Annotated in this window: 16 protein-coding genes and 1 tRNA gene; 5 read left to right on the top strand and 12 right to left on the bottom strand. The window is 70.1% G+C overall.

Annotation, left to right across the window (positions count from 1 at the left end; genetic code table 11):
* Window positions 1–73: 73 nt before the first annotated feature.
* The 4 genes from HDA43_RS15005 to HDA43_RS15020 are packed head-to-tail and all read right to left on the bottom strand — an operon-like array spanning window position 74 to window position 3,356.
* On the bottom strand, window positions 74–592 hold the full coding sequence (locus tag HDA43_RS15005; protein WP_179821124.1) for a hypothetical protein: 519 nt from the start codon (window positions 590–592) through the stop codon (window positions 74–76).
* The gene (locus HDA43_RS15010; protein ID WP_179821126.1) at window positions 589–1,410 is read right to left on the bottom strand and encodes an alpha/beta hydrolase; all 822 of its coding nucleotides are present in this window, start codon (window positions 1,408–1,410) and stop codon (window positions 589–591) included. Before HDA43_RS15010 ends, HDA43_RS15005 begins: the two co-directional genes overlap by 4 nt.
* Window positions 1,407–1,886: an SDR family NAD(P)-dependent oxidoreductase gene (locus tag HDA43_RS15015; protein WP_179821129.1), complete on the bottom strand. Its 480-nt coding sequence runs from the start codon at window positions 1,884–1,886 to the stop codon at window positions 1,407–1,409. The genes HDA43_RS15010 and HDA43_RS15015 overlap by 4 nt, the downstream gene beginning before the upstream one ends.
* Window positions 1,887–1,922: 36 nt before the next feature.
* Window positions 1,923–3,356 (bottom strand): MFS transporter, encoded by a 1,434-nt coding sequence (locus HDA43_RS15020; RefSeq protein WP_179821131.1) that lies wholly within the window; start codon window positions 3,354–3,356, stop codon window positions 1,923–1,925.
* A 125-nt stretch (window positions 3,357–3,481) separates the two neighbouring features.
* Here HDA43_RS15020 and HDA43_RS15025 point away from each other — a divergent pair, with 125 nt between their 5' ends.
* The gene (locus HDA43_RS15025) at window positions 3,482–4,102 is read left to right on the top strand and encodes a TetR/AcrR family transcriptional regulator (RefSeq protein WP_179821134.1); all 621 of its coding nucleotides are present in this window, start codon (window positions 3,482–3,484) and stop codon (window positions 4,100–4,102) included.
* 783 nt (window positions 4,103–4,885) lie between these two features.
* On the opposite strand, the gene HDA43_RS15030 is transcribed toward HDA43_RS15025, so the two are convergent.
* The 4 genes from HDA43_RS15030 to HDA43_RS15045 all read right to left on the bottom strand — a co-directional run bounded on the left by HDA43_RS15030 (window position 4,886) and on the right by HDA43_RS15045 (window position 8,036).
* Complete coding sequence (locus HDA43_RS15030; RefSeq protein ID WP_246423992.1) at window positions 4,886–5,167, bottom strand: HAD family hydrolase; 282 nt, start codon at window positions 5,165–5,167, stop codon at window positions 4,886–4,888.
* 92 nt (window positions 5,168–5,259) lie between these two features.
* Window positions 5,260–6,363, bottom strand: coding sequence for an alpha/beta hydrolase family protein (locus HDA43_RS15035; protein ID WP_179821136.1), 1,104 nt, complete (start codon window positions 6,361–6,363; stop codon window positions 5,260–5,262).
* A gap of 868 nt (window positions 6,364–7,231) precedes the next feature.
* Window positions 7,232–7,307 (bottom strand) — tRNA-Arg (locus HDA43_RS15040).
* A gap of 153 nt (window positions 7,308–7,460) precedes the next feature.
* Window positions 7,461–8,036: a hypothetical protein gene (locus HDA43_RS15045; protein ID WP_179821139.1), complete on the bottom strand. Its 576-nt coding sequence runs from the start codon at window positions 8,034–8,036 to the stop codon at window positions 7,461–7,463.
* Between the two features lie 132 nt (window positions 8,037–8,168).
* On the opposite strand from HDA43_RS15045, the gene HDA43_RS15050 reads away from it, so the two are divergent.
* Both HDA43_RS15050 and HDA43_RS15055 read left to right on the top strand, forming a co-directional pair.
* The gene (locus tag HDA43_RS15050; protein WP_179821141.1) at window positions 8,169–9,329 is read left to right on the top strand and encodes a sensor histidine kinase; all 1,161 of its coding nucleotides are present in this window, start codon (window positions 8,169–8,171) and stop codon (window positions 9,327–9,329) included.
* Window positions 9,330–9,468: 139 nt separating this feature from the next.
* Window positions 9,469–10,104, top strand: coding sequence for a response regulator (locus HDA43_RS15055; protein WP_179821143.1), 636 nt, complete (start codon window positions 9,469–9,471; stop codon window positions 10,102–10,104).
* Between the two features lie 89 nt (window positions 10,105–10,193).
* Here HDA43_RS15055 and HDA43_RS15060 read toward each other — a convergent pair whose 3' ends face one another.
* The 3 genes from HDA43_RS15060 to HDA43_RS15070 are packed head-to-tail and all read right to left on the bottom strand — an operon-like array spanning window position 10,194 to window position 12,614.
* Window positions 10,194–10,658 carry a MaoC family dehydratase gene (locus tag HDA43_RS15060; RefSeq protein WP_179821146.1) on the bottom strand — a complete coding sequence of 155 codons (465 nt, stop codon included), beginning with the start codon at window positions 10,656–10,658 and terminating at the stop codon, window positions 10,194–10,196.
* A 10-nt stretch (window positions 10,659–10,668) separates the two neighbouring features.
* On the bottom strand, window positions 10,669–12,105 hold the full coding sequence (locus HDA43_RS15065; RefSeq protein WP_179821149.1) for a hypothetical protein: 1,437 nt from the start codon (window positions 12,103–12,105) through the stop codon (window positions 10,669–10,671).
* Window positions 12,105–12,614, bottom strand: a complete 510-nt coding sequence (locus HDA43_RS15070; RefSeq protein ID WP_179821151.1) for a SigE family RNA polymerase sigma factor — start codon at window positions 12,612–12,614, stop codon at window positions 12,105–12,107. Before HDA43_RS15070 ends, HDA43_RS15065 begins: the two co-directional genes overlap by 1 nt.
* A gap of 962 nt (window positions 12,615–13,576) precedes the next feature.
* On the opposite strand from HDA43_RS15070, the gene HDA43_RS15075 reads away from it, so the two are divergent.
* Together HDA43_RS15075 and HDA43_RS15085 are read left to right on the top strand one after the other, a co-directional pair.
* Complete coding sequence (locus HDA43_RS15075) at window positions 13,577–14,311, top strand: hypothetical protein (protein WP_179821153.1); 735 nt, start codon at window positions 13,577–13,579, stop codon at window positions 14,309–14,311.
* Window positions 14,312–15,761: 1,450 nt separating this feature from the next.
* Window positions 15,762–16,178 (top strand): hypothetical protein, encoded by a 417-nt coding sequence (locus HDA43_RS15085; protein WP_179817693.1) that lies wholly within the window; start codon window positions 15,762–15,764, stop codon window positions 16,176–16,178.
* A 332-nt stretch (window positions 16,179–16,510) separates the two neighbouring features.
* Here HDA43_RS15085 and HDA43_RS36705 read toward each other — a convergent pair whose 3' ends face one another.
* Window positions 16,511–16,600: a phosphotransferase gene (locus tag HDA43_RS36705; protein ID WP_376770503.1), complete on the bottom strand. Its 90-nt coding sequence runs from the start codon at window positions 16,598–16,600 to the stop codon at window positions 16,511–16,513.
* Between the last annotated feature and the right edge of the window lie 137 nt (window positions 16,601–16,737).

The raw sequence follows: 16,737 nt of genomic DNA on the forward strand, positions 1-16,737 counted from the left end.
ACTCCTTAATGAAACTTGCGTTCCGTTAATAAGAGCGATAGGGGATGTAGCGCTTAATGGCAATTCCGTTCCGTTAATCCTGTGAGTGGAGGGCGGGGACGATCCGCCAGTCACGCTGGAAGACGAGGTTGTGCAGGTCGGCGGCGGCGATGGCGCGCAGCACGGGGACGAGCTCGGCCGCCTGTTCCGCGTCGACGACGTTGAGCGGCCACTCCCCGAGGGTGGCGCCGCGCAGATGCGGATGGTGGAAGGCGGCGCCGTAGTGGGCGGTCAAAGTGATCGGGGCGATGCCCGCCTCGCGCTGCCGCGGCCACGACAACCGCCAGGCGGCGAAGCTGCCGCCTTGGAGGTCCCGGCGCGTACCGGTGGCCTGCAGCGTGCCCGTACCAAGCAGGAGGTACTGGTCGAACTCGGCGAGAACCTGGCGGGCGGGCGCGTCGAGCAGGCGGACGGCCTGCTCGAACGCGGCCTCCTTGCCGCGCCGGGTGATCTCGCCGGCGTGGGCACCGTCGCGCAGGTCGCTGAAGTGGCGGACGAGGGCTTCCAAGGGAGCGGGCGGGACACCGTGCCCGCCGGTGCTCATGGTGCTCATGACAGGTCCTTCCGGCTGATGGCTCGCGCTATGTGGTCGAGAACGGGACTGTCCTGGCGGAGCACGTCTCCGTGCACGGCCCCCGGCGGGTGCAGCAGGCGCACCGGAACCCCGTCGCGGCGGAGCCGGCGCGCGTAGGAGTCGACGTCGTCGCGTACCGGGTCGTGGGCGCCTACGGCGAGGACGGCGGGTGCCATGCCCGCCAAGGACGGCGCCTCCCAGGGCGTCGAATACACCCGGGTGCCGTCCTCGTCGTAGGTGGCGGGCTCGCCGTTGCCGCGCCAGGCGAGCCAGGCTTGCCGCAGCAGGGCGGCCTGCGGGAACGCCTGGGGACTCCGGCGGTAGGACGGGCTGCTGCACGTGGGGTCGAACGGTGGGTAGGCCAGGACCTGCGCCGCCAGCGGCAGGCCGCGCTCTCGCGCGACCAGGGCGGCGCAGGCGGCGAGCGTACCGCCGGCGCTGTCGCCGCCCACCGCGAGCGGTGCCCCCGCCGCCTGTCCGGCGGTCCAGGAAAGCGCCGTGAGAACGTCATGCACAGCTCGGGGGTGGCGGTGCCGTGGCGCGAGCCGATAGTCGACGCTGATCACCGTCCAGCCGGAGCGTTCGGCCAGGGACGCCGTGGCGTGGTGCCACTCGGCGGCCGAACCGTGCTGCCAACTGCCGCCGTGCGCCCAGACCAGGAAGCCTGCCGGGGGACCGTTGGCCGGTGCCGGCCGGTAGATCTGGACCGGAACGGGATCCGGCCCGGGAAGGATGAGGCGGGACCACTGCGGGGCGCCGCTCCCGCCACGGGCCGGCGTCGATCTGTCCAGGCTCATAGCTGACGCAGAGCTTCTCCGTCGATGGCCCACTCGGCGCCGGCGACCTGTGCGGCCCAGGGTGACAGGAGGCAGGCGATGCTGCCTCCCCCTGGGTTCTTCTCCAGGACCGGCAGCACCGCGCGGGTGAGCCGGACGGCCGAGTGGAGATTGAGCTCGAAGGTGGCGTGCCACTGATCGTCGTCGATGTCCGCGAAGGTGGGGCGGGAGGTGAGGGCGGCCGCGTTGTTGACCAGGCCGTCCAGCCTGCCGTGACGAGCCAGGATCTGTGAGACGGCGTAGGCCGCCGTGGCGGGGTCGGTGAGGTCGGCGCGGATGAACTGTGTGGTGGGCGGCAGCGTGGGGACGGCCGAGCTACCGCGGGCGAGCGCCACGACGCGGGCTCCCTCCGCGGCGAGCAGGTGAGTGGTCGCCGGACCGATCCCGCTGGTCGCGCCCGTCACGAGAATCACCTTGCCGGAGAGCCGAAGATCCATGTTGTGTTCCTTGAGGTGGGGGGAGGAGGCCGGCGGTCAGTTCTGCGTGCGGCCGTGCCGGGCGCGCAGGAAGACGGCGGCGATGAGGACGCCGAGGAGGACGAGGGCGGCGTTGGCGGCTATGGCGACGGTGACGCCGTGCAGGATCGCACTGGCGGACGTGGCGCCCATGGTGGCCGCGGTGACGATCGCGGACATGACGGGAGTCCCCATGGTGATGCCGATCTGCTGGGACATGGACGCCAGTCCGGTGGCCAGGCCCTGCTCGTGGTCCGGCAGGCCGGTGGTGGCGGTGATCATGAAGCCGACGATGACCAGCATGTTGCCGACCCCGCCCAGGAAGATCGCCGGCAGCATCAGCGCCATCGAGGCCGAGGTGCTGCCCAGGAAGAGCAGGACGCCGGTGAAGGCCGCCTGCAACAGCCCGCCCCCGACCAGGACGGCCAGAGTGGAGGTCCGGGAGATCAACTTCGGCGCGAGCATGCCCCCGGCCACGGTTCCGAGCCCCAGGACGCCGAACGAGAGCCCGGCGGTGAGGGCCGAGAAGCCGAGCGTCTTCTGCATGTACAGCGTGAGCAGGTACACCAGGGAGGTCTCGGTGACGAAGGCGAGCAGTCCCAGCACGTTGCCCCAGGCCACGGTGCGCTTCTTCAGGACGTGCAGCGGAACCAGGGGCTGGGCGGCCCTGCGCTCGACGAAGTGGAAGGCGGCCAGCAGAGCCGCGCCGGCCAGCAGGCCCACCAGGGCGACGGGATGGGTCCAGCCGTGCTCGCCGGCCTGGGTCAGGCCATAGACGATGCCGAGCAGACCGAGAGTGACGGTCAGGGCGCCGGGCAGGTCGACCTTGGGCCGAACGGCGGGCCGGGACTCGGTGATGACGCTGGGGGCGACGAGGAGCACGATGAGCGCGACGGGGACGTTGATGAAGAAGGCCCAGCGCCATGAGAGCAGGTCGGTCAGGACACCGCCGAGGATGGCGCCGGCGGTGAACCCGGCGGACATGAGCGCGCCATTGAGGCCAAGGGCCTTCTGCCGCAGGTGGCCGTCGGGGAAGGAAGTGGTGAGCAGGGCGAGCCCGGCCGGAGTGGCGGCGGCGGTGGCGAGTCCCTGGGCGATGCGGGCGATGATGAGGATCTCGGGGTTCGGGGCGAGCCCGCCGACGAGTGAGGCCAGGCCGAGGAGAGCCAGGCTGCCGAGGAAGATGCGCTTGCGGCCGATCAGATCGCCGATGCGGCCGAAGAAGAGGGTGAACCCGGCCGCGCCCAAAGCGAAGGAGGTGGCGATCCACTGCAGGTCGGACAGGGAGAAGCCGAGGGTGTCGCCGATCTTGGGCAGGGCCACGTTCAGGATCGAGAAGTCGACGGCCAGCATGAACTGGGCGACCAGCAGCACCACGAGGACGGCTTTCATGCGGCCGGTCAGCCGTTGCGGGATCGGGGGACCGGACACAGGCTCTGTGGTCATGGTCATGACAGGGAACTCCTTCGAACGCTTAAACGGCTCTCTGGTTCCGTTAAGATGCGAGGAACGATAACACCATTGCCGCCCTAAGGGAACAAGAGTCCCAATAAGGGTGCCTCTTGAGAGGAGTCCGTATGGCCGCCGCATCGCAGCAGAGCGCCGCACCGCCGCCGGGCGCCGTCCGACCCGGTGGGCGCACCGCCCGCGTCCGCGAAGCCGTTCTTCAGGCCGCAGGAGACGTCCTGGCCGAGAAGGGATTCGACGCCCTCGACCTGGCCGAGATCGCCCGTGTCGCCGGGGTCGGGAAGACCACCGTCTACCGTCGCTGGGGCACGCCCGGCGCCCTCGCCGCCGACCTGCTCGACGACATGGCCCAGGGATCGTTGCCCCGCTCCCATACCGGCAGCGTCGAGGAGGATCTGCGGGACAATGCCCGGTTGGTCGTCAAGACCCTCACCGACCCCCGGCAGGGACGTCTGTTCAAGGCACTGATCGCCGCCTCGCTCTGCAACGACGAGGCGGCCCAGGCGCTGCACCGCTTCTACGCCAAACGCATCGACGAATGGGCCGGCTGCGTCGGTGACGCCGTCGAGCGAGGAGAGCTACCCGCCGGGACCGATCCGCGACGGGTGATCGCAGCCGTCTCCGCGCCCCTGTACTACGCGCTGCTCAACACGGGGGAACCGCTCGACGATGACGCCGCCGAGCGCGCCGCGGCAGGAGCGCTGGCGGCGGCGCGCGCCGGCGTCGCGTGACGGGAGCCAGGTGATTCGGGGCCGCCTCGCGGATGGGCCTGCCCAGGGGCGACCAAACGGGGCTGCGGGCTCCACCCGATGGCCGTCCCCCGGATGACCAGGGAGTGTTCCCCCGCATGAAGCCGGAGGCCGACCTCAGCGCGCGGGACCTCCACCGCGATCCATGCTTGCCTCACCGTTCGAAACACGGAGTCTGAGAAAGACAGGCATGACGGCGAAGAGGGAGCGGATCGGCCGACGGCGGTGCCCGCGATCACGGCTCCGGCGATACTGGCGACTGCCGGGTGCCGGGCGGCCCCTGCGCCGATGTCAGGCGGTAAGCAGTCCCCCGTGGTGAGCGCCCTGGAGAAGAACGCCCACGTGCTGCGGTCGACGGAGCCCGGGGCAGCACCACCGGCCCGGGGGCGCTGGGAACGATGATCCGCGACGCCAAGGTCGAAGTCGGAACCCGCAGCAGCCACGGCAGGGCGACCGAGACTTTTGCCGAGGCGCTCAGGAGGCGCTGATGAGAACCACCCTGTCAGCAAGAGGCCTGGAAGATCGATAAAGCAAGAAGGCCCGTTCCCAGATTTTCCCTGGTAACGGGCCTTCTTCGCGTTGCGCGGCCGAGAGGATTCGAACCCCTGACCTTCTGATCCGTAGGGAAGGGCGGGCCCCTCGTTGATGGCTTGCCGCCCTGCTCCGATGGTAGATGCGGGCTGGTGACGTATGATCGCGTAAGGGCCTGTTGCTGTATGGCGCTGCTGTACAGCAGTCGCTGCTAGGTCTAGTGAAGGCACTCGATCACGTCTCGTCGTGCAGGATCTCCATCGCCTGAAGCACGTCGGTAACAACGTAGTCCGCATCGTGCTCCTGGTCGGGCCATGTCCCCCGGTTGATCCAGATCGTGTGGAGGCCGGCCCCGCGCCCGCCGGCGATGTCGGCGAGCGGGTTGTCACCGATCATCCAGCCTCCAGCCTCAAGATTCACGCCACACCGCTTCGCGGCGATCTCGAACAGTCCACGGTCTGGCTCGCGCATGCCTTCGATACCAGAGAGCGCGTAGGTATCGACGGCGTCAGCCAACCCCGTCTGCTGGATCTTTCCATGGATTGGGTCCGCCCTGCCGCGGGGACCGTCAGCGAGAGCTGATTAGGCGGTGCAGCCGCGCTTCCGCCCTAACGGGCGATCACCTGCACCTCGGGAAACCGCGAGGAACGCCTGTCGAGCAGGTCGCCTTTGCGCCGTAGATGCAGATCGAAGAAGGCCATGGTGTAGGCGCGGGTGACGGCCACGGAACGCGCCGCCGACAGTGTCCCGTTTACCGCTCGCAACTGCTCCTTTGACAGGCCGATCACCGGGGCCGCCTGCTCGTACACCAACGGCAGGTCGGTATAGGAATTGTGCTTGGCACCATTGGTCTTCACGTGCAGCCGCCAGCCCTTCAGCCGGGACCAGAAGGTCTTCTGCCCGCGGATGGGCTTGTCGAAGATCTCGGCCTCCATGAGCATGTACGGCTTGGCCAATCCTTTGACGGCCACCTTGCCGAGGGCGGGTCCGTCCAGATTCAGAACCGCCTTGACCCGCCGATCCTCCAGCATCGTCGCGGCAGCCGTCGCTCCTCCCGCGGAATGGCCGAACATGCCGACCCTGCTCAGGTCGAACGCGCCACGCAGCCCCTCCGGCAGCTTCCGGCCTTCAGCATCGGGGTTCTGCCCCTTGTTCAGCTCCTTGAGCCGGTCCAGCACGAAGCGCGTGTCAGCCACCCGCACCTTGATCTCTTCGGCCTTCTCGTCCAGCCGGCTCACCGGGACCGGCTTCAGGACACGGCCGGTGACCGTGCCGTTGGGGAACTCCACCTCGCCGGCATCGCCCGGATGATCGATCGTGACCACCATGTAGCCCCAGCTGGCCAGTTCTTCGACCGTGGAGGTGTTCATGGAACGGTCGGCGCCGTTGCCGGGCGAGAACAGTACGACGGGCAGCCCTCGGCCTGCCACACGGGCCCCTTCGCGGCCATGGGTCAAAGGCAGGCTGAGAGCCGCAGGCGAGAGACTGCTGTTGCGATAGAAGGCCTCGGCGGCGCGAGGCGGCAGCCAAGGCGCAGCGGGATGGCCGTCCGGACGACGCGTGGGGTACCACAGGCTGATCATCAGCTCACGCCGGTCATGTGCCTTGATCCACGGGTCGGCCCTGGAGCCGTCACGCAGGTGCAGCGCGACAGTGCCGATCTCGCGTGGACCTGTCGGCTGGGGCAGGGCCACAGTGACGGGCTTTGACATGGCCTGTACGGCGGGCCCGGTGAGCATAAGACCGACCACCACGGCAGAGGCCACGCCCCGTCTGAGCAATGCGCAATTCATAACGGCCACGCTAGGGAGGCTCGCTGTCCAGAAATTCCCCACCGGAGATGATTTTGGCACTCATACGAATGAAGGAAGCACCTGTCCACCCGTAGGGGAGGTCAAGACCAACTTGAGGTTGACGCTGAGGGCGCTCCCCTCTAGAGCCTGTACGAGGTTCGGATCTTCAGGCCGGTCAGAGGTTTCGGATCCGCAAGACGGCTCCACGTAGGTGCAGGCCTGCCAGGACCGATAGCGGTGAGCAACACGACACACGCGGCCTGAAGCACCGCGCGGAGGGTGAGGCAAGACCCGTACCGTGCCCGCCTGAGCTGGTGGCCATCCTGCGCACGCACCTCAAGGAGAACGGCGCCGACCCCGGCGGACGCGTATTCCACGGCGCGCATGGCGGTGTGCTGGCCAAGAGCACCGTCCTTCGGATCTGGCGAACGCGCGGAAGAAGGCCCTGACGCCCGAGGAGTACGTTTCGCCGTTGGCCAGACGCCCGTACGACCTCCGGCACGCCTGCCTCTCCACATGGCTCAACGCCGGCGTCTCGCCGAAGCAGGTGGCCGAATGGGCGGGCAACAGCGTGGAAGTTCTTCACAGGACCTACGAGAAGTGCCTCGTTGGTCATGACGAGATCGCCATGCGCCGAATCGCTGAGGTCCTGCGGTCTTCCAGCGGGAAGGCATCGGGAAGGATCAGCCGGATACGGTTGATCAGAGCCGGACACAGCCGGACACCGAGACATGATCGAACATAAGTAGAAGCCCTGGTCATCACTAGGATGACCAGGGCTTCTGTCTGGCGCGGCCGAGAGGACTCGAACCCCTAACCTTCTGATCCGTAGTCAGATGCTCTATCCATTGAGCTACGGCCGCTCGCTGCGTAAGTAACTATAGCGGGTTCCGAGGAGTACCTCGAACCAGTTGTCCGCTCTCCCCCGAAGCGTCTTCGAAGCACCTCCCGAGCGTCCCCAGCCCACCCCGTGAGCCGCCCTCACCGGTCCCTTCCGCCTCCCGGCCGGTCCCCGTTCACCCCCGCGGCTTCACTGGGACGCCCGACTCCCGCCGGTCCTCCTTCACCTTCTTCGGGAAGAGGGTGTAGCTCACCGGCCAGATCAGGGCGATCAGCGGGATCTTGGACAGGTCGAGCATGAAGCCGGTCAGGGCGGCGGTCCGCGCGGGGTTTCCGACGATCCAGGCGAGGCCGAGCAGCAAGCCGCAGGCGATGCCGTACGCGAGGACGATTTTGAACCACATGATCCACTCGTAGCGGGCCCGGGCCATCCCTCCCGCGGGCGGCTTCCACGGTTCGGGGCCTCCGGCGAAGCGGTGGGCGAACCTGGCGTCGGCCCACTTCACGGTCCGGTGGCCGAAGACGATCGAGTAGGCGAGGTAGGCGGCGGCCAGGCCGTGGCGCCAGTCGGCGGTGGCGCCGCCGCGCATGTCGATGACGGAGGCGGCCAGCAGGACCACGTCGAGCAGCGGGACCGCGACCAGCAGGGCCGTGCTGAGCCGCCGCATGCGCCACAGGTAACGCGTGACGAGCCCCAGCCCGAGGAGGACCCAGAACCCGATCTCGCATCCGATGATGACGGCCAGAATCATGCTTCCAGCATCGCCGCTCCCCGCCCGCGGGACATCGTCGCTGGTGACGAACCACCGTACATCCTTGTATGTACGGCCAAGCCGCCCCGTACGCGTATGTCCGGTGCGCTGCCGGGATGGTGAGATGGGGGCATGAAACGGGAGGACGTGCTGTGGGCCGTGGCATCGTTCCTCGGCGGTGTCGCCCTGCTCGCCGTCGGCATCTACCAGCATCTCTGGGCGCCCGCCCCGCTGTTCGCCGTCCCGCTGGCGATCACGTGCCTGGGGGTCGCGGTACGGCGGAGCAGGCCTCTGCTCGCACTCGGCCTCGGGGTGGTGGCCTTCGCCGGTGACTTCGCCATGGGGTTCTCCATGGGCACCGTCATCGTGGTCACCGACAACTTCTACGCGGCCGTCAGGTACGGCCCCCGCGTCCTGGGCAGGTGGATGCTCGGCATCACCTCGATCTTCGCCGTCGTCGCGGGAGTGACGGCCGGGATCCTCATGCGCGAGGTGGGGATGGCCGCGGTGATCCTGGTCCAGTGCGCCCTCGTCGGGACCACCCCCGTCATCACCGGAATGATCATCAGGCAGCTGGAGGACCAGGCGGCGGCCGAGCGGGCCAGGGCCGAGCAGGTGGCGCGGCTCGCCGAGCTGGACCGGGCGGCGGCCGTGCAGGCCGAGCGGGCGAGGATGGCCAGGGAGCTGCACGACATGATCGCCAACCACTTCAGCGCGATCGCCATCCAGTCCACCGCCGTGCTCTCCCGCGCCGACCTGGACGGGGACACCGTGCGGGCGGTGCTGGGGTCCATCCGGGAGAACAGCCTCCAGGGCATGGCCGAGATGCGCACCATGATCGGCCTGCTCCGGCGGGACGACGAGGAGGCCGAGGCCGTCCGGCGCCGGGTGGCCGAGGCCGGTGAGCTGGCCGAACGGGCCCGGGAGGCGGGCCTGGAGGTACGGTTCCAGGTGGACGGCGAGGCCCGCGAGCTGCCCGTGCCGGTGGACCTCGCCGGGTACCGGATCATCCAGGAGTCGCTCACCAACGTGCTGAAGCACGGTGGGAAGGCCGCCGACGTGGTGGTCGGCTACCGGCCGGGCGCGGTCACGCTGACCGTGGACAACCCTCTCGGCGATGCCGGCCGCCGGCATTCCGGCGCGGACACGGGCACGGACGTGGTCATGAGCGCGGGCGCGGGGATCATCGGCATGCGGGAACGGGTCGCCCTCGTCGGCGGCGAGCTCGATGCCGGGCCGTACGGCGACGGCTGGCGGGTCCGCGCCCTGCTGCCCACCGAAGGGCTCGCATGAGCGCGCCGCCCGGTGACCGGGTCCGTCCACCCGCCAGAAGCACCCGAACCCGGACCCGGACCCGGACCCGGACCCGAACCCGCGCTGGAAGCACCCGCACCCGTACGATCGCCGTCGCCCGCGGCACCGAGGAGTTCGCATGACCATCCGGGTCCTGGTCGCCGACGACCACGCGGCGGTCCGCGCGGGGATCGTCCTGATCCTCGACGGTCACGGCGACATCGAGGTGGTCGGGCAGGCCGCGGACGGCGAGCGGGCCGTCGCGATGGCACGCGAGCTGCGGCCGGACGTGGTGCTGATGGACGTCCGGATGCCGAAGCTGGACGGCGTCTCGGCGACGCGCGAGCTGAGCGGGGTCGCCGACGTGCTGATCCTGACCACGTTCGACATCGACGAGTACGTCTTCGGGGCGCTGCGCGCCGGGGCCGCCGGCTTCCTGCTGAAGAACACCGACGCCGACGCGCTGGTGGACGCGGTGCGGGTGGTGGCCCGGGGTGACGGGCTCATCTCGCCCGCGGTCACCCGGCGGCTGATCTCGGCCTTCGCCACGGCCGTGCCGGAGCGCGAGCCGTACGACCTGGGGAGCCTGACCCCGCGCGAGCGCCAGGTGCTGACGTGCATCGGGCGGGGCCTGTCGAACGCCGAGATCTCCGCCGAGCTGGACATGGCGGAGGCGACCACGAAGACCCACGTCAGCCGCCTGCTGGGCAAGCTGGGGCTGCGCAGCCGTGTCCAGGCGGCGATCCTGGCCCGGGGGCTCCCGCCGGAGGCGTGAGAGACCCCGGGCCGGAACTCGACGGGACCGCCGCGACCTCGCGGGCGTCGAGGCCCGCCCGGGCCGGCGACTCCCGAAGACGCCGGGGCTCAGTCGCTCTCGGCGGGGACGTAGAGGGAGAGGGTCTCCGCGACGCAGGCGGGTCTCTTCCCGCCCTCGACCTCGACGGTCACGCGGACCTTCGCCAGGTAGCCCGCCGGGGTCCCCTTGACGTCGAGGAGCTCGGCTCCGGCCCGGATCCGCGCCCCGACCGGGACCGGTGCCGGGAAGCGGACCTTGTCGAGCCCGTAGTTGATCCCCATCGCCAGGCCGTCCACCCGCACCAGCTCCGCCATGAACGACGGCAGCAGCGACAGGCTGAGGTAGCCGTGGGCGATGGTGGTCCCGAACGGGCCGTCCTTGGCCCGTTCGGGGTCCACGTGAATCCACTGGTGGTCATCGGTCGCGTCGGCGAACCCGTCGACCCGTTCCTGGGTGACCGGCCGCCACTCGGTGTGTCCCAGGTGCTCGCCGCGGGCGGCCTTGAGCTCCATGACACTACTGAAGATCCTCATGGGCAGAACGTTATTCCGTCGGGGGCACGGCGAGAAGGTTCACGACCGTGAGCTCCTTGCCGCCGCCCTTCTCGGTCGTCGAGCAGACCCTGGTCTTCCCGGTCGGGGCCGGATCCCTCGGCGACGCGGGGACGGAGGACACGTCCTCCACCTTGCACTCCTCCACCTGACGCCGGTCCTCGTCCCAGTAGATGATCGAGGTGGGCGAGGAGGAGGTCCCGGTGCCGATGCCCCCGCCGCCGGACGGGTTCCGCTTGCCGACGCCCGCCGTACGGCCGGTGACCGGGTCGTACACCACGGCCAGCGGCGCGTGGGCGTCCTCGATCTCCTCCCCCGCCGCGTCGCGGCCCGTGACTCCGGAGAGGCTGAAGAACGCGAACCTGCCGGCGAGGGGCGTGTGCTCCATCATGTTGGACAGACCCGGCAGGGTCCTGCGGTCCGAGCCGTCCGTCCGCTGCACGATGCTCTCGTCACCGCTCGCGCCGAAGCACCAGGCCGGACCGCAGCGCAGCCCGCGCGCGCCGTCCGGGGCGTTCACCACGGTCGTCTGTCCTGTCTCCAGGTTGAACAGCTTGGTCTGGTTCCTGTCCCAGTCTTCGCCCTCCCGCCCGTTGGCGACGTCGAACGCCCACGGCCAGGACAACAGGTGCAGGCCGTCCGTACCGGTGATGTACTCCGGGGACCCGCCGGTCAGCGGCATGCGGTAGACCCCTCCTGCCCGCACCGACCAGAACACGAAGTCCGCGGTGACGCCGATCCGCTCCACGTGGGCCTGGGCGCCCGTGACCTCGCCGACCTGACGCGCCGTGCCGCCGGTCCGGGGGACGACCCAGAAGTCGGCCCACTCGTCGCGGTTGTTGGGGGTCTCCCCCCACCACGCGATGGAGTCGGCCCCCACCTCGACGCCCTGCACGAAGTAGCCCTTCACGCCCGGCGGGCCGGGCATCTCCGCGAGCACGGTGCTCTTGCGCGCCGCGGTGTCGTAGACCTCCAGCCGGCCCGCCTTCTCGAACGACGACTCGGCGGTGAGCAGCAGCTCCGTGGCGCTCAGTCCGGTGATCGGCCGGTACTTCCAGCCGTCCGCGGCCTTGGCCGGGATGGTGGACACCGCCTTGGGCCAGACCTCCGCGACGGGGTCCACGGACACCTCCGGCGTCTTCCCTGCCGCCTCGGAGGGATCCGCGACGGGGGAGGACGGATCGGCCGCCGCCCCGGTGATCGAGACGCCTTCCCCGCCCCCGCTGGGGAAGACGTCCCTGGCCACCGCCGTACCGCCGCCGATCACCACCAGCACGGCCGCCGCGGCGAGCACCGACCGTGCCCGCCTGTGGCTCCGGCGCCTGCGCCGCTCGGTGATCGCCGTGGGCAGGTCCCCGACCGGCTCGGGCGCGTCGTCCGCCGCTCCGCGCAGCGCGCGGACCAGATCCTCTTCGTTCCTGTCCCTCATCACACTCGCCCCGTTTCGAGAGCGGTGACCCGCACCCTGAGTTTGTCCAGCGCACGGGCCGCCTGGCTGCGCACCGTGCCGCGCGAGACGCCGAGGATCTCGGCGATCTCCTTGTCGGAGAGGTCCTCGTAGTACCGCAGGACCAGTACGGCCCGCTGCCTGGGCGGCAGTCCCTTCAGCTCGTTCCACAGGCCGGTGTCGTCCCCCGCCCGGTCGTCGTAGGCCCGCTCGGGGACCGCCGCGACCAGCCGTTCCCTGCGCAGCCGCCGCCAGACGCTGATGTGCAGGCGGGCCATGGTCGTACGGACGTACCCTTCCGGGTCGTCGCGTTTCCTGATCCTCGGCCAGGCGTCGCCCAGACGCATCAGCGCCTCCTGCGTCAGGTCCGCCGCGTCCTCGGCGTTGCCGGTGAGCACGTAGCCGTACCGGTACAGCGCGTCGGCCCGCGCGGCGACGAAATCGGTGAACTCCACGTCCCAGGGACGGTTCGGGGGCCGTATCTGTTGCATCCGCCGTCTCCCCGTCGACATCCACCGCTTCCGCGCCCGGGCCGCACCTCCGCGTCGACATCCACCGCCTCCGCGTCCGGGCCGATCTCCGCGTCGGCATCCGCCGTCTCCGCGTTCCGGGCCCCGCCTCCGCACCGGCGTCCGCGGCCCTCCGCGTGCCGTCGGGAGGATCTGGACCGGGCATGGTTTCGTATCCGGTACGAGTTGTTCCGCGGGCATGGCGGGGTCGCGGGAGCGGAAGAGGAAATCCCGAAAAACGGCGATCAATGACCGAACGTCCCCAAGAGCGATGTCAGCGGGAAAAGGTTGTTTGATTCCCCATTCTGCGGTGGCCGACGGGGAGGCCGGGCGGCTTTTCCTGCCGATGTGACACGCGTTTAACGTTCATCATCTGAATCAACACCCTGTCGTGCCTGCCGTCGGGTATCTCCTGACCAGTGCCGCTCTCGCGGCCCGGAACGGAACTGATTTCCGATACGCCACGAACGACATGGGATGAAATGATATCGAGTAACAGCAGATACGGCGCCGAGAACGGATACGGCGGTCATGCCCGGTCCTGGGCCGTCGCGGCGACGGTGACCGTTCTCCAACTGGCGACCCCACTCCACACGCCGGCACAGGCCGCGACCGGAGTCACGACGGGGGATGCCGGGACCGCCGCGGTTCACCGGACGGTCCGCGGCACGGGAACCGTCATCACCGAGAACGCCGAAGACACCGAGTCCGCCGGGGCGACCGGCTTCACCGGAGCAGACGGAGCGGCCGGGTCGACCCGCTTCACCGGAGCAGACGGAGCAGCCGGGGCCATGGGGACCGGTACGGCCTCGGGCGACGGCTCCTGGACGGCCTGGGGCGCGGGAACCGGCTCGGACGGGGACGCGGAAGCCGCGTTGGCCCAGGTCATGAGAACCCTCACGGCCGGAGGCGGGGAGAGCGCGTCCCGGGACATGGAAACCGTCATGACCCGGGACGCGGGAAGCACGGCCGGGGACACGACGGTCGTCACGACCGAGGGCGCCCAGGACCTCGCCCTGGACTTCCTCACCGAGCTCGCCGGGGACCGGGCGGAGGCCGCCGAGGATTCGGCGGAGGTTTCGGAGGCCGCGGCCCACGGCTCGGGCCAGGCCGCCGCACGGCCGTCCCCCGGCGGGGAGGCCTTCGCCAGGGAGATCTGCCGGGGCAGGAAGGGATACGTCTTCAGGAACGGCAGGTGCCGGCGTGCGGCGATGAGATCGGGAGGATCGCAGGGGCAGCCCGTCCCGCCCAGACCTCCAGGCTCGCCCAGACCCCCGGGGCAATCGGGCCTCCAGGGCCCACCCGGACCCCAGGGCCCGCCCGGTGTCCCCGGCCCGCCGGGCCGGACCGGGCCCCAGGGACTGAGCGCGAGCGTCGCCATGGCGTTCCAGGGCAGCATCGCCTTCGTGGGCGCTCCCCGGAGCGACGGGGCGTTGCTGATCCGGGACCCGCGGACGACCCCTCGCTGGTTCGACCTCTCGTCCGTGCCCGGCTATCCGGGCGGCGTGGTCGGCCTCGCCATGGCGAGTCTGGGGAACGACATCCACCTGACGGTGCGAAACGCGAACGGCAACCTGGCCTACACCTCGTGTGTCGTGCAGCCCACCCCGGGGACCCCGGGAAATCCCCGTTGGCCGGAGAACTGCATCCCGTTCATCGACCTGACCCCGCCGGACTGAGCGGCACCGCCGCCCGGCACCGCCTCCTCGCTCGTACGGCCCGGCACCGCCTCCTCGCTCGTACGGCCCGGCCTCGGGCCCACGGGCGTCCGCGCTCGGCCCCGGGCCTGTGGCCGTCCGCGCTCGGTGCCGGGCCCGCGGGCGTCCGCGCTCGGTGCCGGGCCGTACGGCCGTGAGGCCCCCGAGACCCGTGCCGCGTATCCGGTGAAGGCAGGGTCGTGCCGGGCCGGGGACCCACCCGGTGGAGACATCCACCGAGCGGATCTCAGCACCGCCGTACCGCTATGAACACTGGAATATACGATTCTTACCCCGCAATCGGGGTGATGCCCGAAAACAGTGACCAGCGGGTTATAAACCGGAATTACAGCGATGTCATCGGATCAGCGCGACTGCCGGACATCAACCGACAGAAACTCTTTCCCTTTTCCAGGAAAATCAGGAAAAGAGCAGCGGAGCGGTGGACCGATGCAGATTACCGACAGACCGCCTGAAGCTTTGTTTACCCTCGCCGAACCGTTCCAATATGGCCTACTCCTATTTTCTGGGTATCTGCCGAACAGTGCCGCCCGTTGTGGCACTGAGAGATACACCCCTCCAGAATTGGAACGTCATGGAAAATAGAGGATTTTCTCAGAAGAAAAGGCGTATGCCGGTTTCCTCCCCTCGCGGACGTCTCACGAGTCTGGCTCTCGCCACGACGGCGGGCGTCCTCACGGTGGCGTCGAACCAGGCACCCGCGAACGCCTACGGAGGCCCTCCGATATACGACAACGCCGAGAAGGGCATCGTCCCGCACGTCCGGCACGTCTCCGGGGGGCCACGCGTCTGCGCCTGCCCCAGGGGCTGCCGGGGATGCCGGAGAGGATTCGGGTGCGGGGGTCACCGCGGATGCCGTGGACCGCGCGGCTTCCGGGGCCCGGTAGGTCCGGAGGGACCACGGGGCCTGGACGGCAGACCCGGAGAATCGATCGTCGGCCCCCCCGGTCCCCCCGGTCCCCCCGGACCACCTGGACCGCCCGGACCCGCCGGGCCTGCTGGGCTTGAAGGACCCGCTGGACCTGCCGGGCCTGCCGGACCGGCGGGACTCACCGGACCTGCGGGTCCTGCCGGGCCCGCGGGACCGATTGGACTCACCGGACCCGCCGGGCCTCGGGGACCAGCCGGACCCGTCGGGCCCGCTGGCGTACCGGCCGCTCTCGGCCCAGGGCAGGGACCACGGGGAGCCGCCGGTCCTCCCGGGCCTCAAGGACCCGCCGGGCCTCGGGGCCCGGCCGGACCCACGGGACCTGCGGGACCACGGGGGCCGGTCGGGCCCGATGCTCTCACGGGAGTACCGGACGCGAGCTGCACGCCGAACCTCACCAGCTCCACATCCGTCGCCTACTGCCCGATGACGGGCGTCTCGGAAGGCGCCATGTGGCTTGCCGAGCGTCCGCGGTCGTTCCCGATGTCCATCAGCCCGGTCTGCGGATACGGCGCCATCGGGTTCATCGAGTACCCCAGCGCCACCTGCCTGCACACCGGCGGCGGTTCCTTCGGCGTGATCGGCTCCTCCGGCCAGGCCGGCGCGACGGGTTCCTTCGGCACGGTCGTCTACCCCGGCATGACCGGCACGGCAGCCTGCTCCGGCACGACCGACACAATCGGCACGATCGATACAGCCGGCACGGTCGGTACGACAACCTACTCCGGCACGACCGGCACGACCGGTACGGCCGCCTACTCCGGCACGACCGGCGCGGCCGTCACCAAGGGGCGTTCGGGCACCTGGCGTCCTCCGGCCGTCACGTGCCCGAAAGTCGCCGTCCCGATGATGAGTGCCGCGACGGTCTGCCACGTGACCGTCGCCATCGCGCCCTGCTAGCGAGGTCCGTTCCGTGGGGGCCGGGAGCGCCTCGCGGGCTTCCGGCCCGCCGGGTCCGGCCGGACCCGGCGGGCCGGCGGTGAAAGCGGAGGGATCCGGTGCGTTCGGCCCTCCGCGACATCGCCGGCCATCCGCGGCCGGTCAGCCGGCGACCGGGTCCCCCAGGACCTGAAGGAGGACGCGGCTCTGGAAGCCCCGGCCTCGGAGCCGGACGAGCGGACCATGGTCACCAGCGCCTTCCACAGGGCCCAGCCGCGTGCCCGCCGCCAGGCGTCGTGGGGCAGGCCGGCCGCCTCCCGGAAGACCTTCCGCTCGTCACCGGCGAAGCGGGTTCAGGCCACGACGAGGTCGCAGGCGGGGTCACCGACGCCGGAGGTGCCGAAGTCGATGACGGCGGGGCCGGTTCCCCGCCGTGCCGACAGATGGGCGCGGACGGCCCCGGTCTCCCGGAAACGACCTGGATCCGGCCGTCACCGTCGGCATGAGATCGGTTCAGCTCCTTTGACGGTTGCGAAGGGCCGGACCATGCGCGGTGGGCACACCTCTTTCTGGCGGGCGG

The organism is Streptosporangium sandarakinum (assembly GCF_013409935.1).
In the GTDB taxonomy this organism is placed as follows: domain Bacteria; phylum Actinomycetota; class Actinomycetes; order Streptosporangiales; family Streptosporangiaceae; genus Streptosporangium; species Streptosporangium nondiastaticum.